The following is a 20794-nucleotide window of genomic DNA, read 5'->3' as shown; positions in this document are numbered from 1 at the left end:
ACCCCGCAAAGGGTTCAAGGCGTGACGATCAACGGCGACGGAACAGCGGCAGCGGTTCGTCGGTGGCGGCCTGATAAGTCACCGAGAAGTCTTTGAGGCTTTCCAGCGCTTCATACGGGTCTTTGTCGGCACGCAATGCAAAGGCATCGAAACCGCAACGATGCAGATAGAACAACTGGTCGCGCAACACATCGCCAATCGCCCGCAGTTCGCCTGTGAAACCATAACGGTCACGCAGCAGACGGGCGTTGGAGTAGTTGCGGCCATCAGTGAAGGCCGGGAAGTTCAAGGCGATGACCTTGAAGTTCGCCACGTCGTCACCGATCTCTTCGGCTTCTTCATCGGCATCCAGCCATACGCCCAGGCCGCCATCGCGGGCCTTGAGCATACGGCTGTGTTCGCGCCACAGTGCCAACGGGACGATGTAGTCGTCGCAGTTGGTGATCTCGTCGATGCTGAAGTCCTTGGGCAGCAGGTGCCAGGTTTCGTCGACGACCTCGTTGTTCTTAATGATTCGCTGCATAGACGCGTTCCTTGAAGAGGTCGATGCCAATACGCTGATAGGTGTCGATGAAGCGCTCGTCTTCGGTACGCTGTTCCACGTACACGTCGATCAGCTTCGAGATCACGTCCGGCATGTCGTCCTGGGCGAACGACGGGCCGAGGATCTTGCCCAGACTGGCGTCGCGGCTGGCGCTGCCACCGAGGGACACCTGGTAGAACTCTTCACCTTTCTTGTCCACCCCGAGAATGCCGATGTGACCCACGTGGTGATGACCACAGGCGTTCATGCAACCGGAGATGTTCAGGTCCAGCTCACCGATGTCGAACAGGTAGTCCAGATCATCGAAGCGACGCTGGATAGATTCGGCGATCGGGATCGACTTGGCATTGGCCAGGGAGCAGAAATCACCGCCCGGGCAGCAGATGATGTCGGTCAGCAAACCGATGTTCGGCGTGGCGAAGCCTTGCTCGCGCAATTCGCCCCACAGGGTGAACAGCTTGTCCTGCTCGACGTCGGCCAGAATGATGTTCTGCTCGTGGGACGTGCGCAGTTGGCCGAAGCTGTAGCGCTCCGCCAGATCGGCGACGGCGTCGAGTTGCTTGTCGGTGATGTCGCCCGGTGCCACGCCGGTTGGCTTCAGGGACAGGGTCACGCAGACATAACCCGGCTGCTTGTGGGCCTGGGTGTTGCGTGCGCGCCAGCGGGCGAAACCCGGGTGCTGCTGGTCGAGTTCGGCCAGTTGGGCGTTCTGGTTGTCCAGGGCCCTGTAGTCCGGGTCGACGAAGTGTTTGGCGACGCGATGCACTTCGGCTTCGGTCAAAGTGGTCTGGCCACCGCGAAGGTGCTCCATTTCCGCATCGACTTTCTGAGCGAAGACTTCAGGTGTCAGCGCCTTGACCAGAATCTTGATCCGCGCCTTGTACTTGTTGTCGCGACGACCGTAGCGGTTGTAAACCCGCAGGATGGCGTCGAGGTAGCTCAGCAGGTCTTGCCACGGCAGGAATTCATTGATGAACGCGCCCACCACCGGCGTACGGCCGAGGCCACCGCCGACCAGCACACGGAAGCCCAGTTCGCCAGCGGCGTTGTACACCGGCTCCAGGCCGATGTCGTGGACTTCGATGGCGGCACGGTCGGACGTCGAGCCGTTGATGGCGATCTTGAATTTGCGTGGCAGGTAGGCGAATTCCGGGTGGAACGTGGTCCACTGGCGGACGATTTCGCACCATGGGCGCGGGTCGATCAATTCGTCGGCTGCGACGCCGGCAAACTGGTCGGTAGTGACGTTGCGCAGGCAGTTGCCGCTGGTCTGGATCGCGTGCATCTGCACGGTGGCCAGTTCAGCCAGGATGTCCGGGATATCTTCCACCGCCGGCCAGTTGAACTGCACGTTCTGCCGGGTGCTGATGTGGGCATAGCCCTTGTCGTAGTCACGGGCAATCCTGGCCATCATTCGCACTTGGCGCGAAGTCAGTTGGCCGTAAGGCACCGCAACACGCAGCATCGGCGCGAAGCGCTGGATGTAAAGCCCGTTCTGCAGGCGCAGGGGGCGGAATTCTTCTTCGCTCAGCTCGCCTGCCAGATAGCGTCGGGTCTGATCACGGAACTGCTTGACGCGGTCCTCGATGATCCGCTGATCGTACTCGTCGTATACGTACATATAAGTCCTGTTCTCAGGCTTGGGCCGGTCGGAAACAGCGGCGTTTTTTGCTTGCCGGAATCCGATAATTCCTCGGCAATTCTGCGCGCACGGCCGCGCACTCCGTACGGAGCCGGGGCAAGATACCAGTTTGCGGTTATGCGCAAAAGTGATGTTTGAGTATATGTAAAGAACCAAATCGCCTAATGAGGATCGTTGTAGCAAAGACCCTGTTTGTGATGCGGGCAATCGTCGTCTTTACTGTGATCGAGTCTTTATGCAATCACCGATAAAACCGACAAGAGGCGATGCAATGAGCAACCCTACCAAAGCGACAAAAACCGATAGCACGGTCGATGCCTGGGCGATTCTGTTCCTGATCATTCTGGTCGTCGGCACAGCGGTATATTGGGTCAGTCATCAATAAACGACCCCGTCCGGGCCCACTTCCGACGATTGTCGGACAAAAAACGGAATAAACGCCGTTTTGCGGGCGTTCGCTGGCTATAATGCGCGGCGGATTTCCGGGGGCTCGGACGATAAATGTTGAAGTTTCTATGTGGTGCATTTCTGGCGCTGGGTATGGTCGTGGGGCCTTTTGCCCGGGCGGAATCTGTGCTGTTCCTGAATCCGGGGACGCCCGTGGAACTTTTCTGGACCAGCTACTCGCAATTCATGCAGGCCGCGGCCGATGATCTGCACATCGACCTGCGCATCCTGTACTCCAACCGGACCTCCGAAGTCGTCATCGCGCAAGCGCGCGAAGCCCTGCTTGGACCCCATCGCCCGGACTATCTGATATTCGTCAACGAGGAAAGTGTCGCGCCCGAAATCCTGCGTCTGGCGAAGGGCAGTGGTGTGAAGCTGTTCATGGTCAATAGCGCCCTGAGCCCGGATCAGACGCGCCTGCTCGGTGCACGCCCTGACAAGTATCCCGATTGGGTGGGCAGCCTGGTGCCCAACGACGAGGAGGGCGGCTACCTGATGCTCAAGGAGTTGATTCGCCTGCATCCGCCGGTCGCCCCCGGCCAGACGATTGACCTGTTGGCCTTCTCGGGATTGAAAATCACTCCGTCCGCGCAGTTGCGAGAGAAAGGCATGCGACGGGCGTTGGCCGAACACCCTGAAGTGCGCTTGCGACAATTGGTTTACGGGGGCTGGACCCGTGCACGTGCCTATGAGCAGGCCAAGCTTCTGTTCAAGCGCTACCCACAGACATCCCTGGTCTGGTCGGCTAACGACGAAATGAGCTTTGGCGCCATGCAGGCTTTCGAAGAGACAGGCGGAAAGCCCGGCAAGGATGCGCTGTTTAGCGCCATCAACAATTCACCGGCTGCGTTGCACGCGTTGCTGGACAATCGGCTGAGCGTGTTGCTGGGCGGTCATTTTACTCTGGGTGGCTGGGCCCTGGTGCAGCTGCATGACTACAACCAGGGCGTCGACTTCAGCCGTTATGGCGGTCGCGACCGGCAGATTTCGCTATTGCAGGTGATTGATCGGACACAGGCCAAGCGCCTGCTGGCGCTGGGCAGCGAAAAAAAATTCGGTGTGGATTTTCACAAATTCTCGGCCAAGGGGCAGCCGGTGTCTTATCGATATCCGTTCAGCCTGCAAGCCCTGATGCACTGATTCAGTTCATAGCCCGGCCAGAACCAGCACCAGCTTCACGATGCCGAACAGCGTCAGCGCGAACACGGCCGTGAACAGCACCCCCAGGATCACGAAATGGCTGGGTTTGCCGTGAGTAAAATCACGCGCCCGGTTTTTTCCGCTTTGCACCCCGAATGCAGCTGCCACGACGCTGTGCAGCATCTGCCAGAACGACGGTGGTTTGTTGTCGACTGGATCGTCCATAAATCCCCCGGCTTTAAAGTAGGTCCCCCAAGCATAGCCAATCCGTCGGCCACTGGTGCGGGCGGTCGGCGGATCGACGCATTTTGAAATCAGTCCGGGCTGATGCGATAACTATCTACTGCAAATACGGTTCACTGAAATGATGTTCTGTCGTTCCATTTTTCAGGAGCGACACAATGTCTACCCATCCGCCCTCTGCGGCCCGCCAACGTTTGGTTGCGGGCCAAACCAGCATTCACCGCGAACTTCTTGAACAACTGACGCCTGATTGGTTGATCGATGCCACGCCGCAGCGGCGAGCAGCCATGAAAGCCAGCGGCTCGCTCGCACCGCACTGGTATACGCGAGCATCCATCGAGCAACAGCAGGCACTCAAAGACCGTTTCACAGACAGCCTGGTTTCCCAGACCCGACTCGACAAAACGATGTCGTCGCTGCCAGATGCCGAAAGTTTTGCCGAGCCGATACTGCAAAAGGCGCTGAAGGATCAGTTCGGGGTCGAGGCCGACGTCAACAAAACCATGGTGTGTCTGAGGCGAGCGCTGGAAGTCAGCGAGCTTGAAATCGAGATCAGCTCATTCGAGGTCATGAAGCTTTCGTTGTTGCAGGCGGCACTGCATAACTTCGAAGCATCCGAATGCGAGGCGGGCGCCTTTCATCGCGAGTCAGGGTTTGTGGTTGAGACTTCCACGCCAGGTACATTCGAGGTCATTGCCCTCAACATCTCGGTCAGGCAATTCCTCTCACTCTGCCGCAAGCTCGATATCGGCGCGCAGTATCAAACCCGTGTGAAGGCGTTTTTCCAGGCAACGGATGCGCAGAAGGAAACGACACTGTCCGAGCAGTTCATTGCCAGCCAGAAAGCGGCAATGAAAGCCGCCGCTGAATTGGCGCTGCTGAAAAAGGACATCGAAGCCGACGACTACGCAATGATCCTTTCAGTGGTTAATGGCGAGGTCCATCCCCGTGTTGGCAACACACCGGTCTGGTTTCGCGACTTGAGCCTGATGAAGCGCAGATTGACGGGCTGCGTCGTGTTCAGCATCAGTGAACAATATCGCTATACCAACGACTACATCGTCTACATTCCCCACGATCCCGAACACCCGCTCAAACGCTATACCGCTGAGCAACTGCGTGAAGAATTCAAGCGCCAGTTCACTGCCCATGACCCACTGTCCGACAGTGGCAGCGGGCCAACCGCCCATCAGCGGTTTTTCAGCCAGTTCGTCGCTTACGCCGACCGCCCTTATTACTTCGGTCAATTCACCCGCAAGGCCGCAGACTCTGCGACCGATCCTTTGCATTCATTCTGGTTTAAAGTCGTCCAGTACGTGCCTACCTTGTCGGCCGCCATCCGCATCAAAGCGTTGCCGCCAGAACCTGCAGGCAAACGTGAGCCGGTCGACGATCCATACCTCAATCCTTTCGGGATCGTTCGTGAAGGTGTGGCGGGCATCTGGTCCGCCAACAGCGATCTGTGGACTTATCTCTACGAGCAAAACCGCAAGAAAGTCATCGCCGACGCACGCAGTCATGCGGTTCCCACGGCGGAAGTCGATGCGCGAGTACGGGCGCAAAAGCTCAATCATCTGGTGGAATTTGGTCTGCTGGGCCTGAACATGGTGTCGATGTTCGTTCCGGTACTGGGGGAGATCATGCTGACGGTCATGGCGGGCCAGTTGCTGTACGAGTCGTTCGAGGGGGCGATCGAGTGGAGTGAAGGGGATCGAACTGCGGCCAAGGCGCACCTGATCGATGTGGCCGAGAATCTGGCGATGATCGCGGTGATGGCCGGTGCGGGCAAAGGGTTGGCCAAACTGTCGTCGGTGCAACCCGAACCACTGGTTGAACGCCTGCAACCCATCCAGCGCGAAGACGGCAAAACCCGCTTATGGAAAGCTGACCTGAGCGGATACGAGCGCAACCTCATCCTGCCTCGCCATTCAGTCCCTGATGCGTCGGGCCTGCACCGGATAAATGGCAAAACCTTTATCCGGCAGGATGGCAAGGTCTTCGAAACGACCCTTGACCTTTCGCTGAAAAAATGGCGCCTGCGGCATCCGACTGATTCGGATGCCTGGCAACCGATACTCGAACATAACGGGCATGGCGCCTGGCGTCATGCGCTGGAGCGTCCCCGGACCTGGGATCGGCTGACCCTGCTGCGGCGCATCGGCCATACCACCGAGGCGTTTTCCGATGAGCAACTGCTCGACATCGCCGAGGCCTGTGGTGTCGAGGACAATGCCTTGCGCAAGATGCACATGGATCATCTTCCCCCGCCACCGGAACTGGAGCACGCCTTGCGGCTATTCGAAGATGAACCGGGCATTAACGGGTCATTGCTCAAAAAACTGCAACGGGCCACCCCGGGGCTGAGTAATGCCGCCGCCCGCAGGATTGTGCTCGACGCCAATGCCGAAGAGCTCAACCGCCTGAAAACTACGAGTCGAATTCCCCTGAAAATGCAGGAGGAGGCCCGTTGGTATGCACAGCAGGGGCGCCAGGCCCAGGCTTTCACTGGCCTGCGCATGGAGTCCGCGCTGTCGGCGGACAGCCGCTGGCTCGCACTGCATGCCCTGGAAAAAATGCCGGGATGGTCCGGCGAAGTACGGCTGGAGATTCGCGACGGCCACATCGAGGGCGCGCTCATCGACGGTATCGGTAGCGAGACCGCGACAATCCGTAAGTACGTGGTTAAAAACGGCCCGTCCTATCAGGCATTTGATGAGCTTGGCGAGACGCTCAATGGCGTGCCGGCCACCGGCGATAATTTTTTCGCCTCGCTCATGCACGCATTGCCCGATGAATCCCGTCGCGCATTGGGCGTTCCGCACGTGGGCCAAAGCGCCGGTCTGAAGCAGGCTGTCATCGAATCGGCCTTCGAGCATAGGGCGCAATTGTCGCAAATGCTGGAGCAGCGCAGCGGCCAGAACAAGACGTTCAAGCCGCCCGTACGCGTAACGGAGCGCCGGGTGGGCTACTACGCCAGCGGGCGCGGACAAGGTTTGAATCCTTCTCTGGTGACCCGGGTTCAGGACGTCTACCCGGCGCTGACTGATCAGCAGGCCAACGGGTTTATCCTGGCGCAATTGCGCGCGGGCAGAACCGACGCACAGATTTATAGCCTGTTACAGGCGCGTATGCGCGAGTGGGAGACCCTTGAGTCGACGCTCGATCAATGGGTCGGCGAGCCGATAGCGGGTTCTATGCTGGAGTCGGTGCTCGGAGGCAAGGCCGCGGTCGCACAGAATCTCAAGCAATCCTGGCGTAATTCGCCGCTGGCCGGGGAGCATTCGCGCTACAGAATGCTCGACCTGGTTTGCGACGACCCGATCCCTGCGCTGTCGGCGGATTTCTCCCATGTGCGTGATCTGTATGTCCGGGGTCGTAGCGTCACCGACGCCAATGTCGATGCGTTGTTGGCGAATTTTCCCAAGCTCAGAAGGCTGCGGATCAATGGCACAGGCAACGCTTTCACCACCGTGCCCCAAGTATTGAGCAGTATGCCGGACCTCACGGGGTTGAGCCTGTATTCAGCTGCGCGCTTCGCCGCAGACATGCCGTCGAGACTGGGTGCGTTGACGACGCTCGAGGAGCTCAGCCTGTATTCAACCTGGGGCGTTCCGGTGGCGTTGGACGTCAGCCGGCTACGCAATCTGCGCCTGCTTGAGGTGATTGCCCCGTCAATGGATCAGTGGCCAATCGGGGTTCTGCAACTGCCCCGTCTTGAGCGCCTGAATCTCACCGGCACAGGCATCAGAACGCTACCTGAAGGTATTTTCGAAGGGCATGAAAAACTCTGGTCCGGATTGTCGCTGGACTGGTCGAACGTCCTGCGTAAAAACTTCAAGCCGGCGTATGAGTATCTCAAGCGTCAGCCGCAGCACCTTGTTGACCTGGAAGAAATGGTCAGGGATTACTGCAAGGGCGAGTTGAAACGTCTGGGTGAAGGCATCAATGACCCGTCTGCGGGAATGTTTGATCAGTTTGTCGAACAGTGGCCAGACGCAGCGGCGAGATTCGACGCCGTCGAAGCATTGAGTGAACAGCATCATCAGCTCAATCAGCACCTCAATGACTGGTCCCAACGCGCGCTACAAATGCCTGGAGCGGCCCACGAGATCATGGGGCGTACATGGACGGCAAATGCCCTGAGAACCAGCTGGCGCAACGGCGCATTCAAACGCTACGGCTCGACGGCCAATGCCTCTGTACTCGATCTGCCGAATCTGGCTCTGAGTGAGTTTCCCGAATTGCCGGACGGCGCCTTCCCCGAAGTACGAACCTTGTCTTTGAAGGGCAATGGAGCGCCCGTCCAACAGATCCGCAGTTTTGTACGCGGGTTCCCTGCGCTGGAAAAACTCGATGTGAGTGGCAGCGATCTGACCGACGTGCCCTTTGCGCCCGGTGATCTTGGAAAACTGACTGAGCTGGATCTTTCCAATAACCGAATCGTTGGCGATACCGGGATTCAGCAAGCTTTTGATGGGTTGCAGGCGCTGCAACGCCTGGACTTGAGCAACAACCCGTTGAACACCCTGGATGTCAGTGCAATGACTCGTCTCAAGGCCTTGAATCTCAGCGGCACAGCACTGCATGAATGGCCGACCGGGGCACAAGCGCTACCAGAGTTGTATTGGCTGGATTTGCGCGACAGCAGGGTCAACGCGCTGCCGGAGTCGCTTGCGGATGAAACGCTGCTCAAGACCAACCTCACCGGCACACCTTTAACCCCTCAAGCCGTCGCCGTACGCAATGCGGCCCGGCATCGAATGGAAATGGCCAAAGGGCTGCCGGCCGGCGCTCTGGAACGGTTCGACCTGGAACAGGTGCCACTGGATTTCCCGCCGCTTGAGAGCGCAAGTTCGATCGCACGTCACTTACTGCCGCTGCCGGAAGTGCCAGCGGGAGAAGGGAATGCGGTTTTAACAAAGCGCCTGCAACGCCTGAAACCGGCACTCGCCGATGATGACGCCTTGCAAATGATCGAACAGATGCAGGGGGGCGAAGCTGCAAGCGTGAAAATTGCCGAATGGGAGCAAGCCTTTGAAACGCTCACGCGCCAATTGAATGGCTGGCTGTTTACCCGGGGATCTCGTGGTAGCGGCTGGATGACGTCCTCCATCATTCGCAGGCAGGCCGCCTTGCGCATCCTCGAATGCTGGCGCACAGGTCTGAGCGGCAACGGCGCCGTGACGGATGCGGTGCTGGATCTCAACGGTCTGCAACTGGGTGATCTGCCTGAGGTGCCAGCAATGTTCGAGCATGTCGGCACGTTGAAACTGACGAGTGTAAAACTGACCCGGCGAGGTTCCGACGGGTTCCTGAAGGCCTTTACCCGCCTGAAAAACCTGGACCTCAATGGCAATGGGCTGGATGGCATTCCAGAACCGGTCCGTTCCATGGGCGGCCTCGAGCGTCTGGAAATGTCCTCGAACCGGATAACCGATGCCGAGCAGCTGTATGCCGCTTTGGACAATCTGGAGGGTTTGCGCTGGCTGGACTTGAGCTACAACGAACTGGATGCCTTTGATATTGGCAATTTCGAGCGATTGGAAACGCTGGATCTGCGTAACAACAATTTGACCGAATGGCCGGACGGGGTGTTCGACAGCCCCTATCTGGGCACGCTCAATCTCAGTGGCAACGACATCACGTCGATCCCCGTGCAGGCCCTCAATGGTGACCATGAGGTGCTGATGGCCGGTACGGATTTGAGCGACAACTACAACCTTTCCCTTGAGAGCCTTGAACAACTCAGGGATTACCGTGAAGCGGGTTTGCGCGACGCGGTGCTGGGAATCTCGCGGAGCGATCTTGACGAGTTGATCGATGACTCCCACGGTCAGGGCGGCGACAGCAGCGAAGCCATCGATACGGATGAGGATCTGCCTGAGATTGAGCCGGATCCGGAGCAAAAAGCACCCTGGTTAACCCATCTTCCTCCCGAGGAAGTGGCCGGCAAAACCGGGATATGGAATCAACTCGCGGCGGAACCGGACAATGCGGCGTTCTTTCATCTGCTTTCGCGATTGCAGGATACGCAGGAGTTCCGGGTGGCGAACGCCGATCTGACGCGGCGGGTCTGGACGGTCATTGAAGCCGCCGCCAGCAATTCGGAACTGCGGGAGATCCTGTTTGCCAGCTCCAGCACCCACGGGACTTGTGTCGATGGTCGAATCCTGACGTTCAGCGGGCTGGAGAGCAAAGTTTTCACCCACAATGCCTTGCTTGATATTCCCGTCGGGCGCCCGGCTGTGAAGGGGCAAGCGCTGCTGAACTTGTCCCGGCAGTTGTTTCGACTGGACAAGGTCGACGATCTCGCGAGGAAAGTCGCCATTCGAACCGGCCAGGATGAGGCCGAGGTACGTTTGGGTTATCGAATCGGCCTGACGCAAGGCTGGGCAGACGGCCTGGAGTTGCCAGGGCAACCGAAACACATGACCTATGGCTCGGGAGTGACCGCTCAGCAACTGGCGGACGCGCGCCTCGAGATCACCAACGCAGAGCAATCCGATGGTTTTTTCGAAGACTTGATCCAGCGCGACTATTGGGTGAGTTATCTCAAGGAAAAATACCCTGACGTGTTCAGGGCGCTCGATGAGCTGGATGTTCAGGAGGAGGTTGATAGCGCTGACGAGGGGGCGTTCCTGAGTCAGCTGTTCGAGCAGACGGCGGCGCGTAACGCGAAGATGATCGAGTTGTCCCGCCAGGAGGTTTCGCAGCTGGCGGCTGCTTCAAACAGGTAAATCACCTGTGGGAGCGAGCAAGCTCGTTCCCACAGGGTTTATTTCAGTTGAACACTCAGTTGTCGTAACCGAGGTTCGGTGCCAGCCAGCGTTCAGTCACACTCAGCTCCTGACCTTTACGCGACGTGTAGCTCTGCACCTGGTCCTTGTCGATCTTGCCCACGGCAAAGTACTGCGCTTGCGGGTGGGCAAAGTACCAGCCGCTGACCGCCGCTGCCGGGAACATTGCGTAGTGCTCAGTCAGGAACACGCCGCTGCGGCCGGCGTGCATTTCGCGGGCCTCGGGGTCGAGCAGGGCAAACAGCGTGGCTTTCTCGGTGTGATCCGGGCAGGCAGGGTAGCCCGGGGCAGGGCGGATACCGGTGTATTGCTCCTTGATCAACGCCTCGTTGTCGAGGGTTTCGTCCTTGGCATAACCCCAGTGTTCTTTTCGCACCTGCTGGTGCAGCCACTCGGCACAGGCCTCGGCCAAACGGTCGGCCAGGGCCTTGACCATGATCGAGTTGTAGTCGTCGCCAGCGTCCTGATAGGCCTTGGCCACTTCTTCGGCACCGATACCCGCGGTGGTGATGAAACCACCCACGTAGTCGGTGATTTCGCTGTCTTTCGGAGCGACGAAGTCGGCCAGGGAGAAATTCGGCTTGCCGTCGGTCTTGATGATCTGCTGACGCAGGTGGTGCAGCTTGGCCAAGGGCTTGCCGTCATCCCCGTAAACTTCGATGTCATCGTCGCGCACCTGATTGGCCGGCCAGAAACCGAACACCGCGCGGGCGCTGATCAGCTTCTCGTCGATCAGTTTGGCGAGCATTTCCTGGGCATCGGCGTACAGCGCGGTGGCGGCTTCACCGACCACTTCGTCCTGGAGGATGCGCGGGAATTTGCCGGCCAGGTCCCAGGAGATAAAGAACGGCGTCCAGTCGATGTACTCGGCCAACACTTTCAGGTCGATGTTATCCAGCACCTTGGTGCCGGTGAACGTTGGCTTGACCGGCTCGTAGGTACTCCAGTCGAACTGCGGTTTTTTCGCGATCGAAGCGGCGTAGCTCAGGCGCTCGGTGCGGGCGCTGCGGTTGGCGGTGCGCTCGCGGACCTCGACGTATTCCTCGCGGGTTTTCTCGACGAAACCGGCCTTCAGTTCCTTGGACAGCAACTGCGTGGCCACGCCGACGGCGCGGGAGGCGTCGGTGACGTAGACCACGGCGTCGTTGCTGTACTTGGGCTCGATCTTCACTGCCGTGTGCGCTTTGGAGGTGGTCGCGCCGCCGATCATCAATGGCAGATGGAAGTCCTGGCGCTGCATCTCGCGAGCGACATGGACCATTTCATCCAGTGACGGAGTGATCAGGCCGGACAGGCCGATGATGTCGCACTTCTCGTCCTTGGCGACCTGGAGGATTTTCTCCGCCGGCACCATCACGCCGAGGTCGACGATGTCGTAGCCGTTACAGCCCAGCACCACGCCGACGATGTTCTTGCCGATGTCGTGCACGTCGCCTTTCACCGTGGCCATCAGGATCTTGCCCTTGGCTTCCGGTTTGTCGCCCTTTTCCAGCTCGATGAACGGGATCAAGTGGGCTACCGCCTGTTTCATCACGCGGGCGGATTTCACCACTTGCGGCAGGAACATTTTGCCGGCGCCGAACAGGTCGCCAACGATATTCATGCCGGACATCAGTGGACCTTCGATCACTTCGATCGGGCGGGCGAACGATTGACGGGACTCTTCGGTGTCTTCAACGATGTGGGTGGTGATGCCCTTGACCAGTGCATGCTCCAGGCGCTTGTTGACGTCCCAGTTGCGCCACTCTTCAGTCTCGGCTTCCTTGACGCTGCCGTCGCCCTTGTACTTGTCGGCGATGGCGAGGAGGGCGTCGGTGCCTTCCGGGGTGCGGTTGAGGATCACGTCTTCAACGGCGTCACGCAGTTCCACCGGGATCTGGTCGTAGATCTCCAGCTGACCGGCGTTGACGATACCCATGGTCAGGCCGGCGCGGATCGCGTACAGCAGGAACACCGAGTGAATCGCTTCACGCACCGGGTTGTTGCCACGGAACGAGAACGACACGTTGGACACGCCGCCCGAGGTCAGCGCATACGGCAGTTCGTCGCGGATGTAGGCACAGGCGTTGATGAAGTCCACCGCGTAGTTGTTGTGTTCTTCGATGCCGGTGGCCACGGCGAAGATGTTCGGGTCAAAGATGATGTCTTCCGGCGGGAAGCCGACTTCGTTGACCAGAATGTCATAGGAGCGTTTGCAGATTTCTTTCTTGCGCGCTTCGGTATCGGCCTGGCCGGCTTCGTCGAAGGCCATCACGACCACGGCGGCGCCATAACGCTTGCACAGCTTGGCGTGATGAATGAACTGCTCGACACCTTCCTTCATGCTGATGGAGTTGACGATGCCCTTGCCCTGGATGCACTTGAGGCCGGCTTCGATCACTTCCCACTTGGAGGAGTCGATCATGATCGGTACGCGGGAGATGTCCGGTTCGCCGGCAATCAGATTGAGGAAGGTCACCATGGCCTTCTTCGAATCGAGCATCCCTTCGTCCATGTTGATGTCGATCACCTGGGCGCCGGCCTCGACCTGCTGCAGGGCGACTTCCAGGGCTTCGGTGTAGTTGTCTTCGCGGATCAGGCGGGCGAATTTGGCCGAACCCGTGATGTTGGTGCGCTCACCGACGTTGACGAACAGCGAGTTGCGATCGATGGTGAACGGCTCCAGGCCCGACAGGCGGCAAGCCTTGGGGATTTCCGGAATCTCGCGCGGCGCATAACCGGCCACGGCCTTGGCGATGGCTTCGATGTGGCCCGGCGTGGTGCCGCAGCAGCCACCCACGATGTTCAGGAAGCCGCTTTGGGCAAACTCTTCGATGACCTTGGCGGTTTGCGCCGGCAATTCGTCGTACTCGCCGAATTCGTTTGGCAGGCCGGCGTTCGGGTGCGCCGAGACGTGGGTGCTGGCCTTGTTCGACAGCTCTTCCAGGTACGGGCGCAGCTCGCTGGCACCGAGGGCGCAGTTCAAACCGACGGAAATCGGCTTGGCGTGGGCCACGGAGTTCCAGAAGGCCTCGGTGGTCTGGCCGGACAGGGTGCGACCGGAGGCGTCGGTGATGGTGCCGGAGATCATGATCGGCAATTCGATGCCCAGTTCTTCGAACACGCCTTGAACGGCAAAGATCGCAGCCTTGGCGTTGAGGGTGTCGAAAATGGTTTCGATCAGGATCAGGTCGGCGCCGCCTTCGATCAGGCCTTTGGTGGACTCGGTGTAGTTCTCCACCAGTTCATCGAACGTCACGTTGCGGTAGCCGGGGTTGTTCACGTCTGGCGACAGCGAGCAGGTGCGGCTGGTCGGGCCGAGCACGCCGGCGACGAAGCGCGGCTTGTCAGGGGTTTCCAGGGTCTTGGCGTCGGCGACCTTGCGCGCCAACCGTGCACCTTCTACGTTCAATTCGTACGCCAGGCCCTGCATGCCGTAATCGGCCAGAGAAATCTGAGTGGCGTTGAAGGTGTTGGTTTCGAGAATGTCGGCGCCGGCATCCAGGTAGGCTTTTTCGATACCGCCAATCACATCCGGGCGCGTCAGCACCAGAAGGTCGTTGTTGCCTTTGACATCGCTCGGCCAGTCGGCAAAGCGTTTGCCACGGTAATCCTGCTCCTCGAGCTTATAGCTCTGGATCATCGTGCCCATACCGCCATCGAGAATCAGAATGCGCTCTTTGAGGGCGTGCTTGAGAGCTTGAAGGCGAACGCTGCGATCGGACATTTGGACTACTCGGTAAGGCCATGACGAAGGGCCGGGATGATAGCAAACCTGTGCGCTATTGGAGCATGTCTGGATTTAACGTGAATATCGCTCATGATGGTGTGATGGCCAGACCGGTAGAATCGCCGCGTTTTTTAAAGATCGGGACCAGGGACATGTCGTATCGCGTCGTCATCAGCATTGCATTGTTGCTGTTTAGCTGGGGCGCCGTCGCGCAAAGTCCCGCTGTATCTAACGGCATTTCCTACACGCGTGACATCCAACCGATCTTCACTGAAAAGTGTGTGGCTTGCCACGCCTGCTACGACTCCGCCTGCCAGCTCAACCTGGGCAGTGGCGAAGGCGCGGCGCGCGGCGCCAACAAAATCCCGGTCTATGACGGTGATCGCAGTCAGGCCGCCGCGCCGACCCGGTTGTTTTATGACGCGTTCGGTAAGCGTGCCTGGCAGCAAAAGGGCTTCTATTCAGTGCTCGACGCCCAGGGCAGTCAGGCCGCGCTGATGGCGCGGATGCTCGAGTTGGGTCACAAGGCGCCAATGCAGCCCAATGCCAAGCTGCCCGAAGAGATTGTCCTGGGTCTGAATCGGGAAAACACGTGCGCCATGCCGGCGGAGTTCGATGCCTATGCCGGTTCCCACCCGAAGGAGGGCATGCCGTTGGCGGTGACGGGTCTGACCGATCAGCAATATCAGACGTTGCAACGCTGGCTGGCCTCTGGCGCGCCCATCGATGAGCAAGGCCTGGCGCCCAGTGCGAAAGAAGCCTTGGAGGTGGTGCAGTGGGAGAACCTGCTGAATGCGCCGGGTGCGCGACAAAGTCTGGTGGGGCGCTGGTTGTTCGAGCACTGGTTTCTTGCGCACATCTATTTCAAGGATGGCGAGCCCGGGCATTTCTTCCAGTGGGTGCGTTCGCGCACGCCGAGCGGCCAGCCTATCGATCTGATCAACACCCGCCGGCCCAATGATGATCCCGGCACTCAGATCTATTACCGCCTGTGGCCGGTACAGGGCGTGATCGTGCACAAGACCCACATCACCTATCCGCTGAGCGCGGCGAAGATGGCGCGGATCAAAACCCTGTTCTACAACGGCAACTGGCAGGTCAACGCGCTGCCGGGCTACGGGCCGGAACGCCGGGCCAATCCGTTTACCACTTTCGAAGCCATCCCGGCCCAGGCGCGTTATCAGTTCATGCTCGATAACGCCGAATATTTCGTGCGCACCTTTATTCGCGGCCCGGTCTGCCGGGGTCAGATTGCCACGGACGTGATTCGCGATAATTTCTGGGCGCTGTTCCAGGCCCCGGAACATGACCTCTACATCACCGACCCGAAGTATCGCGGCCAGGCGACACCATTATTGGCGATGCCAGGGCAGAACGACGACGTTGGCAGTGTCCTGAGCCTGTGGCATGACTACCGCGACAAGCGCAATGCGTATGAAGCCCTGCGCCGGGACAGTTACGCGGACTTGCGGCCGCCGAGCTGGTCCAGCCTGTGGGCAGGCAATGACAACGCCTTGTTGAGTATCTTTCGACATTTCGACAGCGCCTCGGTGACCAAGGGCCTGATCGGTGAGGTGCCGCAAACCATCTGGCTGTTCGACTTCCCGTTGCTGGAGCGCACTTACTATCAGTTGGCGGTGAATTTCGACGTGTTCGGCAACGTCTCTCATCAAGCCCAGACGCGCTTGTATTTCGACTTGATCCGTAACGGCGCGGAGCAGAACTTCCTGCGCCTGATGCCGGCCAACTCCCGCGACGATTACCTGGACGACTGGTACCAGAGCAGTGGCAAATTCAAGATGTGGCTGGACTACGAATCGATTGACAACGACACGCCGACGGCGCTGAAACTCGATCCGAAGGACCCCAAGCGCGATTTCGTCATGCAGTTGCTGGCGCGCTATGGCGAGCTCAATGCCAACCCGGACCCGATCAATCGCTGTGACGGTGCCTACTGCTCGCGACCCAACATCGATCTGGACTTGCAGGGTGCCGAACAAGCCCTGAGTCGCCTGACTTCGCGCCCGGCGGCCGGACTCAAGGTCATAGACCAGTTGCCTGAAGCGACCATGCTGCGCGTCGAGACGGCGAGTGGCCAACGTGTGGTCTACAGCCTGCTGCGCAACCGCGCACACAGCAACGTAGCGTTCCTGCTTGGCGAGTCGCTGCGGTATGAGCCAGGGCTCGACACGCTCACCATTTATCCGGGGGTCATGAGCAGCTACCCGAACTTCATGTTCAACATTCCCGCCGAACAAGTCCCGGCCTTTGTCGACGCCATGGAAAACGCCAAAGACGCCGGCAGCTTCGAGAGGATTGTCGATCGCTGGGGCGTAAGGCGCAGCCATCCGCAGTTCTGGCAGTACTTCCATGACCTGAGCCGCTATATCCATGAGACCGATCCGGTCGAGGAGGGCGTGCTGGACATGAATCGCTACCAGAATCTTTGATCGATTTTTGCAAGCTGCCTGATGTCCCGGACTAAGAAGCGACCATCGAATCAGGATCGTGGGAAAGCCGCAATTGGGTAGTCAACTGCAGCTATCGGTGGTTTAAAGTCGGGATTGACGGCGAATGGCCGGGTGAGGTTGCCATCGTTCTTTCCTGACAAAAATACTGGGACTTTGTCCGGCGCGATGATTGGCGTAAACTGCGCCCAAGCCTGCGAGGAGTTTCCATGACCGCTATAACCATCACCGACGCCGCCCACGATTATCTGGCTGATCTGCTCTCCAAGCAGAACACCCCGGGCATTGGCATCCGCGTCTTCATCACCCAGCCTGGCACCCAGTACGCCGAAACCTGCATTGCCTACTGCAAGCCGGGCGAAGAAAAACCCGAAGACACCGCGCTGGGGCTCAAAAGCTTCACCGCTTACATCGATTCGTTCAGCGAAGCTTTCCTGGACGACGCGGTTGTCGACTACGCCACCGACCGCATGGGCGGCCAACTGACCATCAAGGCGCCAAACGCCAAAGTCCCGATGGTCAACGCCGACAGCCCGATCAACGAGCGCATCAACTATTACCTGCAAACCGAGATCAACCCGGGGCTGGCCAGCCACGGCGGCCAGGTCAGCCTGATCGACGTGGTTGAAGACGGCATCGCCGTTCTCCAGTTCGGCGGTGGTTGCCAGGGCTGCGGCCAGGCAGACGTGACCCTGAAGGAAGGCATCGAGCGCACCTTGCTCGAGCGTATCCCCGAGCTCAAGGGTGTTCGTGACGTGACTGACCACACGCAGAAAGAAAACGCCTACTACTAAGGCGTTCGCTGCGAAATTAAAAAACGGCGCCCGTGAGCGCCGTTTTTTATGGGTGTTCGATAACCTGTTGCGATCCGACAAGCCCCCGCCACAGGATTCAGCAGGGTTCAAGGTCGATAGAGATGCGCATGCCCCGCGCGATACAGCGACGATTCGCTGAAATGGTCACTGCCCAGCACCCGTCCCACCAGAATCAATGCCGTGCGCCGAAACCCCTTGGCCTGAACCTTCCCGGCAATGTCTTCCAGCGTACCCACCACCCAATCCTGATCCGGCCAGGTCGCGCGGTGAATCACTGCAATCGGGCAATCCGCGCCGTAATGCGGCAGCAATTCGGCCAGGATCTTTTCCAGGTGATTGACCCCCAGATGAATTGCCATGGTGGCTCCATGCTGCGCCAGGCTGCCTAATTCTTCACCGGCGGGCATCACGGTTTTGTCGGCATAGCGAGTCAGGATCACGCTCTGTGAGACGTCGGGCAGGGTCAGTTCCGCCCCCAAAAGCGCTGCGCAGGCGGCCGTAGCGGTGACCCCGGGAATGATTTCAAAGGCAATGCCGAGTTCGCGCAGGTAGCGAATCTGCTCGCCGATGGCGCCATACAGGCTCGGGTCGCCAGAATGCACGCGAGCCACGTCCTGGCCCTTGGCGTCGGCGGTCTTGATCAGGTCGATAATCTGTTCCAGATGCAGTTCGGCGCTGTTGACCACTTGCTCGGCACAATGTCCTTGCAGTACTGCGGCGGGCACCAGCGAACCGGCATAGATGATCACCGGGCAGCTGCGAATCAGCCGCTGGCCTTTGACGGTGATCAGCTCGGGGTCGCCAGGACCTGCGCCTATGAAGTAGACGGTCATCGTCGATTCCTGTGGGAGAAAGGGGCTGGGCAAGGCAGCAGATGAAGATTGCTCATGATCGAAAGCGCGGATTATCGAGGATTTTACGTCGAGCAGGCCAATGCGAAGGTGGCCTGGGCATATTTCTGCCGCTTGATCAGCAGTTTGGCCGGCGAATGGGTCAACTGCTCGGCCAGGGCCAGTGCGGCACTTTCCGCTATGCCGTAGCAGCCGGTTCGCTCGAAGGCGATCTGCGAATGATGACTGAGTTGTGGCTCATAGCCGGCCAACTGTTCGCTGCTGAAATACGTCAGTGGCAGCGCGAGTTGCTCGGCCAGCTCGACAAGGGCCGGCTCATCTCGCTTCAAATCGATACTGGCCAGGGCCTTGATCTGATGCAATTCGATCTGGTGCGCTTGCAACGCCTGATCGAGCAACGCCCGTAACGTGGTGACGGGGCAGCCCCGTTGGCAGCCCAGGCCGACCACCAGGGTCGGCGCTGTGCCGGTATCGGTCATGCGTGGTATTGGCCATCGCTCTTGCGGCGGAACAGCCAGGCGCTGATCAGGCCCAGGGCCAGCCAGAACGCGACATTGGTCAGCTGCGAAGCGATTTTGAATTGGGTTTCCAGTGCTTGCGGTGCCAGCATCGAGTGCACGTCCGGCTGCGGCGCGCCAATCACATGAGGGACGGCAATGATGGCTGCACCGAGGACTTTCATCAGCCAGTGACGGCTGAACGCGATCAGCGCGATGCCGACAGCGGTTGAAGCGGCGGTGCCAATCCACCAGGTCTGCCGTTGCGCCAGGTCGGCAGCGGCGGTGCCTGGCAGTTCCGGCGGCAGGCCAAGGGTCGGCGCGAGCACGAAGGTCGCGTAACCGGCCAGGCCCCAGAGCAACCCCTGAGAGGTTTTGGTCGGCGCGCGCAAGGTGTACAGGCCGGCGAGCATCAGGGCGAAACCGACAGCCACCACCAGATTGCCGCCGGTGGTCGACAACACGCGCTGCCAGCCGTTTTCCGGCTCCCAGGCTTCGGCATCGTGGGTGTGAGCGGCGACGCCAGCGGCATGTTCATGGACTTCAACAGCAGCGGGTTCGGATTTTTCGTAGGTTTCGGCCTGCAGAATCAGCGGAGCGACCCAGAAGCTTTGCAGCAGGGTCAGCAGCAGGGCGGCCAGCAGCCCCGTGAACCCCGCGGTTTGCGCGATACGCTTGATCATGTCGACAGGTCTCAATGGCACGGGAAGGCAGCGCTGTGACGGGTATCGTGAGCGGCGTTGTGAACCGCCTCGATGTGCGAGAAACCGGCGAAATACACCAGGCACGCACCGAGGATCGACGCACACACGGCGGCGGTCAGGCGTTGAGTCAGGGTTGTGGTGCTGCTGGTGGTGGTGCTGTGGCCGGTGCTGCTGATAATCGACATGGCGCTTCCCTCAGTTCTGTCAGCGGGGAATGGGAGCGCATGCAAATCCCTGCACGAGCGAGCGCGCAGAGGTTCGAACAGCGCCCGCCCACCGCGGGTTTGTCATTCAGTGATTGTAAGGTTCACTTTGTGTTGCGGGCCGGTCTCCGGGCTCACGAGGGGTGCTGGCTATCGCCTGAACCTGCAAGCATCACCTTCCCATGCCGCACTGGCACAGTGGATCTGACGCTTCGCTCGCTTACCGTTGCGGGGGCAGCACCGGACTGACATGGCTTTAGAGTAAAGCACATGATTCACCGGTTTCCCGTTTCACCCTGTGAAGGGCACCCGTAACAAGGCGTGTAGGAGAGCATGGGCAGAGGTGGGGCGTCAATTGGCAAGTGTTCTCAACTCGGGACTGAGTTGCTTGATTCGCGAGCAGGCACTGTAGAACTCAGCATGAACATTGACCCGCCCCAATACGATGCGTAGCCTTGCGCTTTCGAGGTTCTTCGGCGTTTGCCGAAGCTAAGAAGGGAACGCGGTCGATGCCGCGGCTGCCCCCGCAACTGTGAACGGTGATGTTCGCTGCCACGCCACTGCACGCTCAGGTCCTGAGCCCGCGGGAAGGCGCAGCCAACGCCAGTCAAGCGACTGGCACGCCGTCAGCCAGGAGACCTGCCTCGAACAGATTCTCACTACAACCGGGCGGGGTGATCCGGTGGCGAACGCTTCCGGCGCGCACAGGCGTTGCCGGTTCTCGTCCCGTATGC

General features: G+C 59.5%; 12 protein-coding genes and 2 riboswitches. Of the genes, 4 read left to right on the top strand and 8 right to left on the bottom strand.

Annotated elements, in window-relative coordinates; translation table 11 throughout:
• Nucleotides 1-28: 28 nt before the first annotated feature.
• Together AC1Q6D_RS30030 and AC1Q6D_RS30025 are read right to left on the bottom strand one after the other, a co-directional pair.
• Nucleotides 29-523 (bottom strand): DUF934 domain-containing protein, encoded by a 495-nt coding sequence (locus AC1Q6D_RS30030; RefSeq protein ID WP_103405772.1) that lies wholly within the window; start codon nucleotides 521-523, stop codon nucleotides 29-31.
• Nucleotides 507-2165 carry a nitrite/sulfite reductase gene (locus tag AC1Q6D_RS30025; RefSeq protein WP_103405771.1) on the bottom strand — a complete coding sequence of 553 codons (1659 nt, stop codon included), beginning with the start codon at nucleotides 2163-2165 and terminating at the stop codon, nucleotides 507-509. The genes AC1Q6D_RS30030 and AC1Q6D_RS30025 overlap by 17 nt, the downstream gene beginning before the upstream one ends.
• 522 nt (nucleotides 2166-2687) lie before the next feature.
• Here AC1Q6D_RS30025 and AC1Q6D_RS30020 point away from each other — a divergent pair.
• Nucleotides 2688-3773 (top strand): ABC transporter substrate-binding protein, encoded by a 1086-nt coding sequence (locus AC1Q6D_RS30020; RefSeq protein ID WP_103405770.1) that lies wholly within the window; start codon nucleotides 2688-2690, stop codon nucleotides 3771-3773.
• 6 nt (nucleotides 3774-3779) lie between these two features.
• Here the strand turns inward: AC1Q6D_RS30020 and AC1Q6D_RS30015 are convergent, their stop codons facing one another.
• Nucleotides 3780-3998 carry a DUF2970 domain-containing protein gene (locus AC1Q6D_RS30015; RefSeq protein ID WP_103405769.1) on the bottom strand — a complete coding sequence of 73 codons (219 nt, stop codon included), beginning with the start codon at nucleotides 3996-3998 and terminating at the stop codon, nucleotides 3780-3782.
• Nucleotides 3999-4174: 176 nt separating this feature from the next.
• Here AC1Q6D_RS30015 and AC1Q6D_RS30010 point away from each other — a divergent pair, with 176 nt between their 5' ends.
• Nucleotides 4175-10753 carry an NEL-type E3 ubiquitin ligase domain-containing protein gene (locus AC1Q6D_RS30010; RefSeq protein ID WP_103405768.1) on the top strand — a complete coding sequence of 2193 codons (6579 nt, stop codon included), beginning with the start codon at nucleotides 4175-4177 and terminating at the stop codon, nucleotides 10751-10753.
• Nucleotides 10754-10808: 55 nt separating this feature from the next.
• Here the strand turns inward: AC1Q6D_RS30010 and metH are convergent, their stop codons facing one another.
• Nucleotides 10809-14519, bottom strand: a complete 3711-nt coding sequence (gene metH, locus AC1Q6D_RS30005; RefSeq protein ID WP_103405767.1) for a methionine synthase — start codon at nucleotides 14517-14519, stop codon at nucleotides 10809-10811.
• Nucleotides 14520-14674: 155 nt separating this feature from the next.
• Here metH and AC1Q6D_RS30000 point away from each other — a divergent pair, with 155 nt between their 5' ends.
• Both AC1Q6D_RS30000 and nfuA read left to right on the top strand, forming a co-directional pair.
• Nucleotides 14675-16972: a fatty acid cis/trans isomerase gene (locus AC1Q6D_RS30000; protein WP_103405766.1), complete on the top strand. Its 2298-nt coding sequence runs from the start codon at nucleotides 14675-14677 to the stop codon at nucleotides 16970-16972.
• Nucleotides 16973-17199: 227 nt separating this feature from the next.
• The gene (gene nfuA, locus AC1Q6D_RS29995; RefSeq protein WP_007959519.1) at nucleotides 17200-17784 is read left to right on the top strand and encodes a Fe-S biogenesis protein NfuA; all 585 of its coding nucleotides are present in this window, start codon (nucleotides 17200-17202) and stop codon (nucleotides 17782-17784) included.
• A 107-nt stretch (nucleotides 17785-17891) separates the two neighbouring features.
• Here nfuA and cobM read toward each other — a convergent pair whose 3' ends face one another.
• The 4 genes from cobM to AC1Q6D_RS29975 form a co-directional block, all read right to left on the bottom strand.
• A complete protein-coding gene (cobM, locus tag AC1Q6D_RS29990; RefSeq protein ID WP_047529769.1) occupies nucleotides 17892-18638 on the bottom strand; it encodes a precorrin-4 C(11)-methyltransferase in 747 nt (248 codons plus the stop codon).
• A gap of 83 nt (nucleotides 18639-18721) precedes the next feature.
• Nucleotides 18722-19135 (bottom strand): cobalamin biosynthesis protein, encoded by a 414-nt coding sequence (locus AC1Q6D_RS29985; RefSeq protein WP_103405765.1) that lies wholly within the window; start codon nucleotides 19133-19135, stop codon nucleotides 18722-18724.
• Nucleotides 19132-19836, bottom strand: a complete 705-nt coding sequence (locus AC1Q6D_RS29980; protein ID WP_047529765.1) for a CbtA family protein — start codon at nucleotides 19834-19836, stop codon at nucleotides 19132-19134. Before AC1Q6D_RS29980 ends, AC1Q6D_RS29985 begins: the two co-directional genes overlap by 4 nt.
• Before the next feature lie 11 nt (nucleotides 19837-19847).
• Nucleotides 19848-20042, bottom strand: coding sequence for a CbtB domain-containing protein (locus AC1Q6D_RS29975; RefSeq protein WP_047529763.1), 195 nt, complete (start codon nucleotides 20040-20042; stop codon nucleotides 19848-19850).
• A gap of 120 nt (nucleotides 20043-20162) precedes the next feature.
• Nucleotides 20163-20388: riboswitch (cobalamin riboswitch) on the bottom strand.
• A 121-nt stretch (nucleotides 20389-20509) separates the two neighbouring features.
• Nucleotides 20510-20721: riboswitch (cobalamin riboswitch) on the top strand.
• The last annotated feature ends 73 nt before the right edge of the window (nucleotides 20722-20794 follow it).

The organism is Pseudomonas sp. MT92, assembly GCF_058792515.1.
The sequence above is the reverse complement of the archived record's forward strand: the minus strand, read 5'-3'. Positions and strand labels throughout refer to the sequence as shown.

Coding starts and splice junctions, on each gene's coding strand:
- AC1Q6D_RS29985 (WP_103405765.1), bottom strand. CDS start 19,135: ATGACCGATACCGGCACAGCGCCGACCCTGGTGGTCGGCCTGGGCTGC.
- AC1Q6D_RS30025 (WP_103405771.1), bottom strand. CDS start 2,165: ATGTACGTATACGACGAGTACGATCAGCGGATCATCGAGGACCGCGTC.
- AC1Q6D_RS30015 (WP_103405769.1), bottom strand. CDS start 3,998: ATGGACGATCCAGTCGACAACAAACCACCGTCGTTCTGGCAGATGCTG.
- cobM (WP_047529769.1), bottom strand. CDS start 18,638: ATGACCGTCTACTTCATAGGCGCAGGTCCTGGCGACCCCGAGCTGATC.
- AC1Q6D_RS30010 (WP_103405768.1), top strand. CDS start 4,175: ATGTCTACCCATCCGCCCTCTGCGGCCCGCCAACGTTTGGTTGCGGGC.
- AC1Q6D_RS29975 (WP_047529763.1), bottom strand. CDS start 20,042: ATGTCGATTATCAGCAGCACCGGCCACAGCACCACCACCAGCAGCACC.
- AC1Q6D_RS30030 (WP_103405772.1), bottom strand. CDS start 523: ATGCAGCGAATCATTAAGAACAACGAGGTCGTCGACGAAACCTGGCAC.
- metH (WP_103405767.1), bottom strand. CDS start 14,519: ATGTCCGATCGCAGCGTTCGCCTTCAAGCTCTCAAGCACGCCCTCAAA.
- AC1Q6D_RS30000 (WP_103405766.1), top strand. CDS start 14,675: ATGTCGTATCGCGTCGTCATCAGCATTGCATTGTTGCTGTTTAGCTGG.
- AC1Q6D_RS30020 (WP_103405770.1), top strand. CDS start 2,688: ATGTTGAAGTTTCTATGTGGTGCATTTCTGGCGCTGGGTATGGTCGTG.
- nfuA (WP_007959519.1), top strand. CDS start 17,200: ATGACCGCTATAACCATCACCGACGCCGCCCACGATTATCTGGCTGAT.
- AC1Q6D_RS29980 (WP_047529765.1), bottom strand. CDS start 19,836: ATGATCAAGCGTATCGCGCAAACCGCGGGGTTCACGGGGCTGCTGGCC.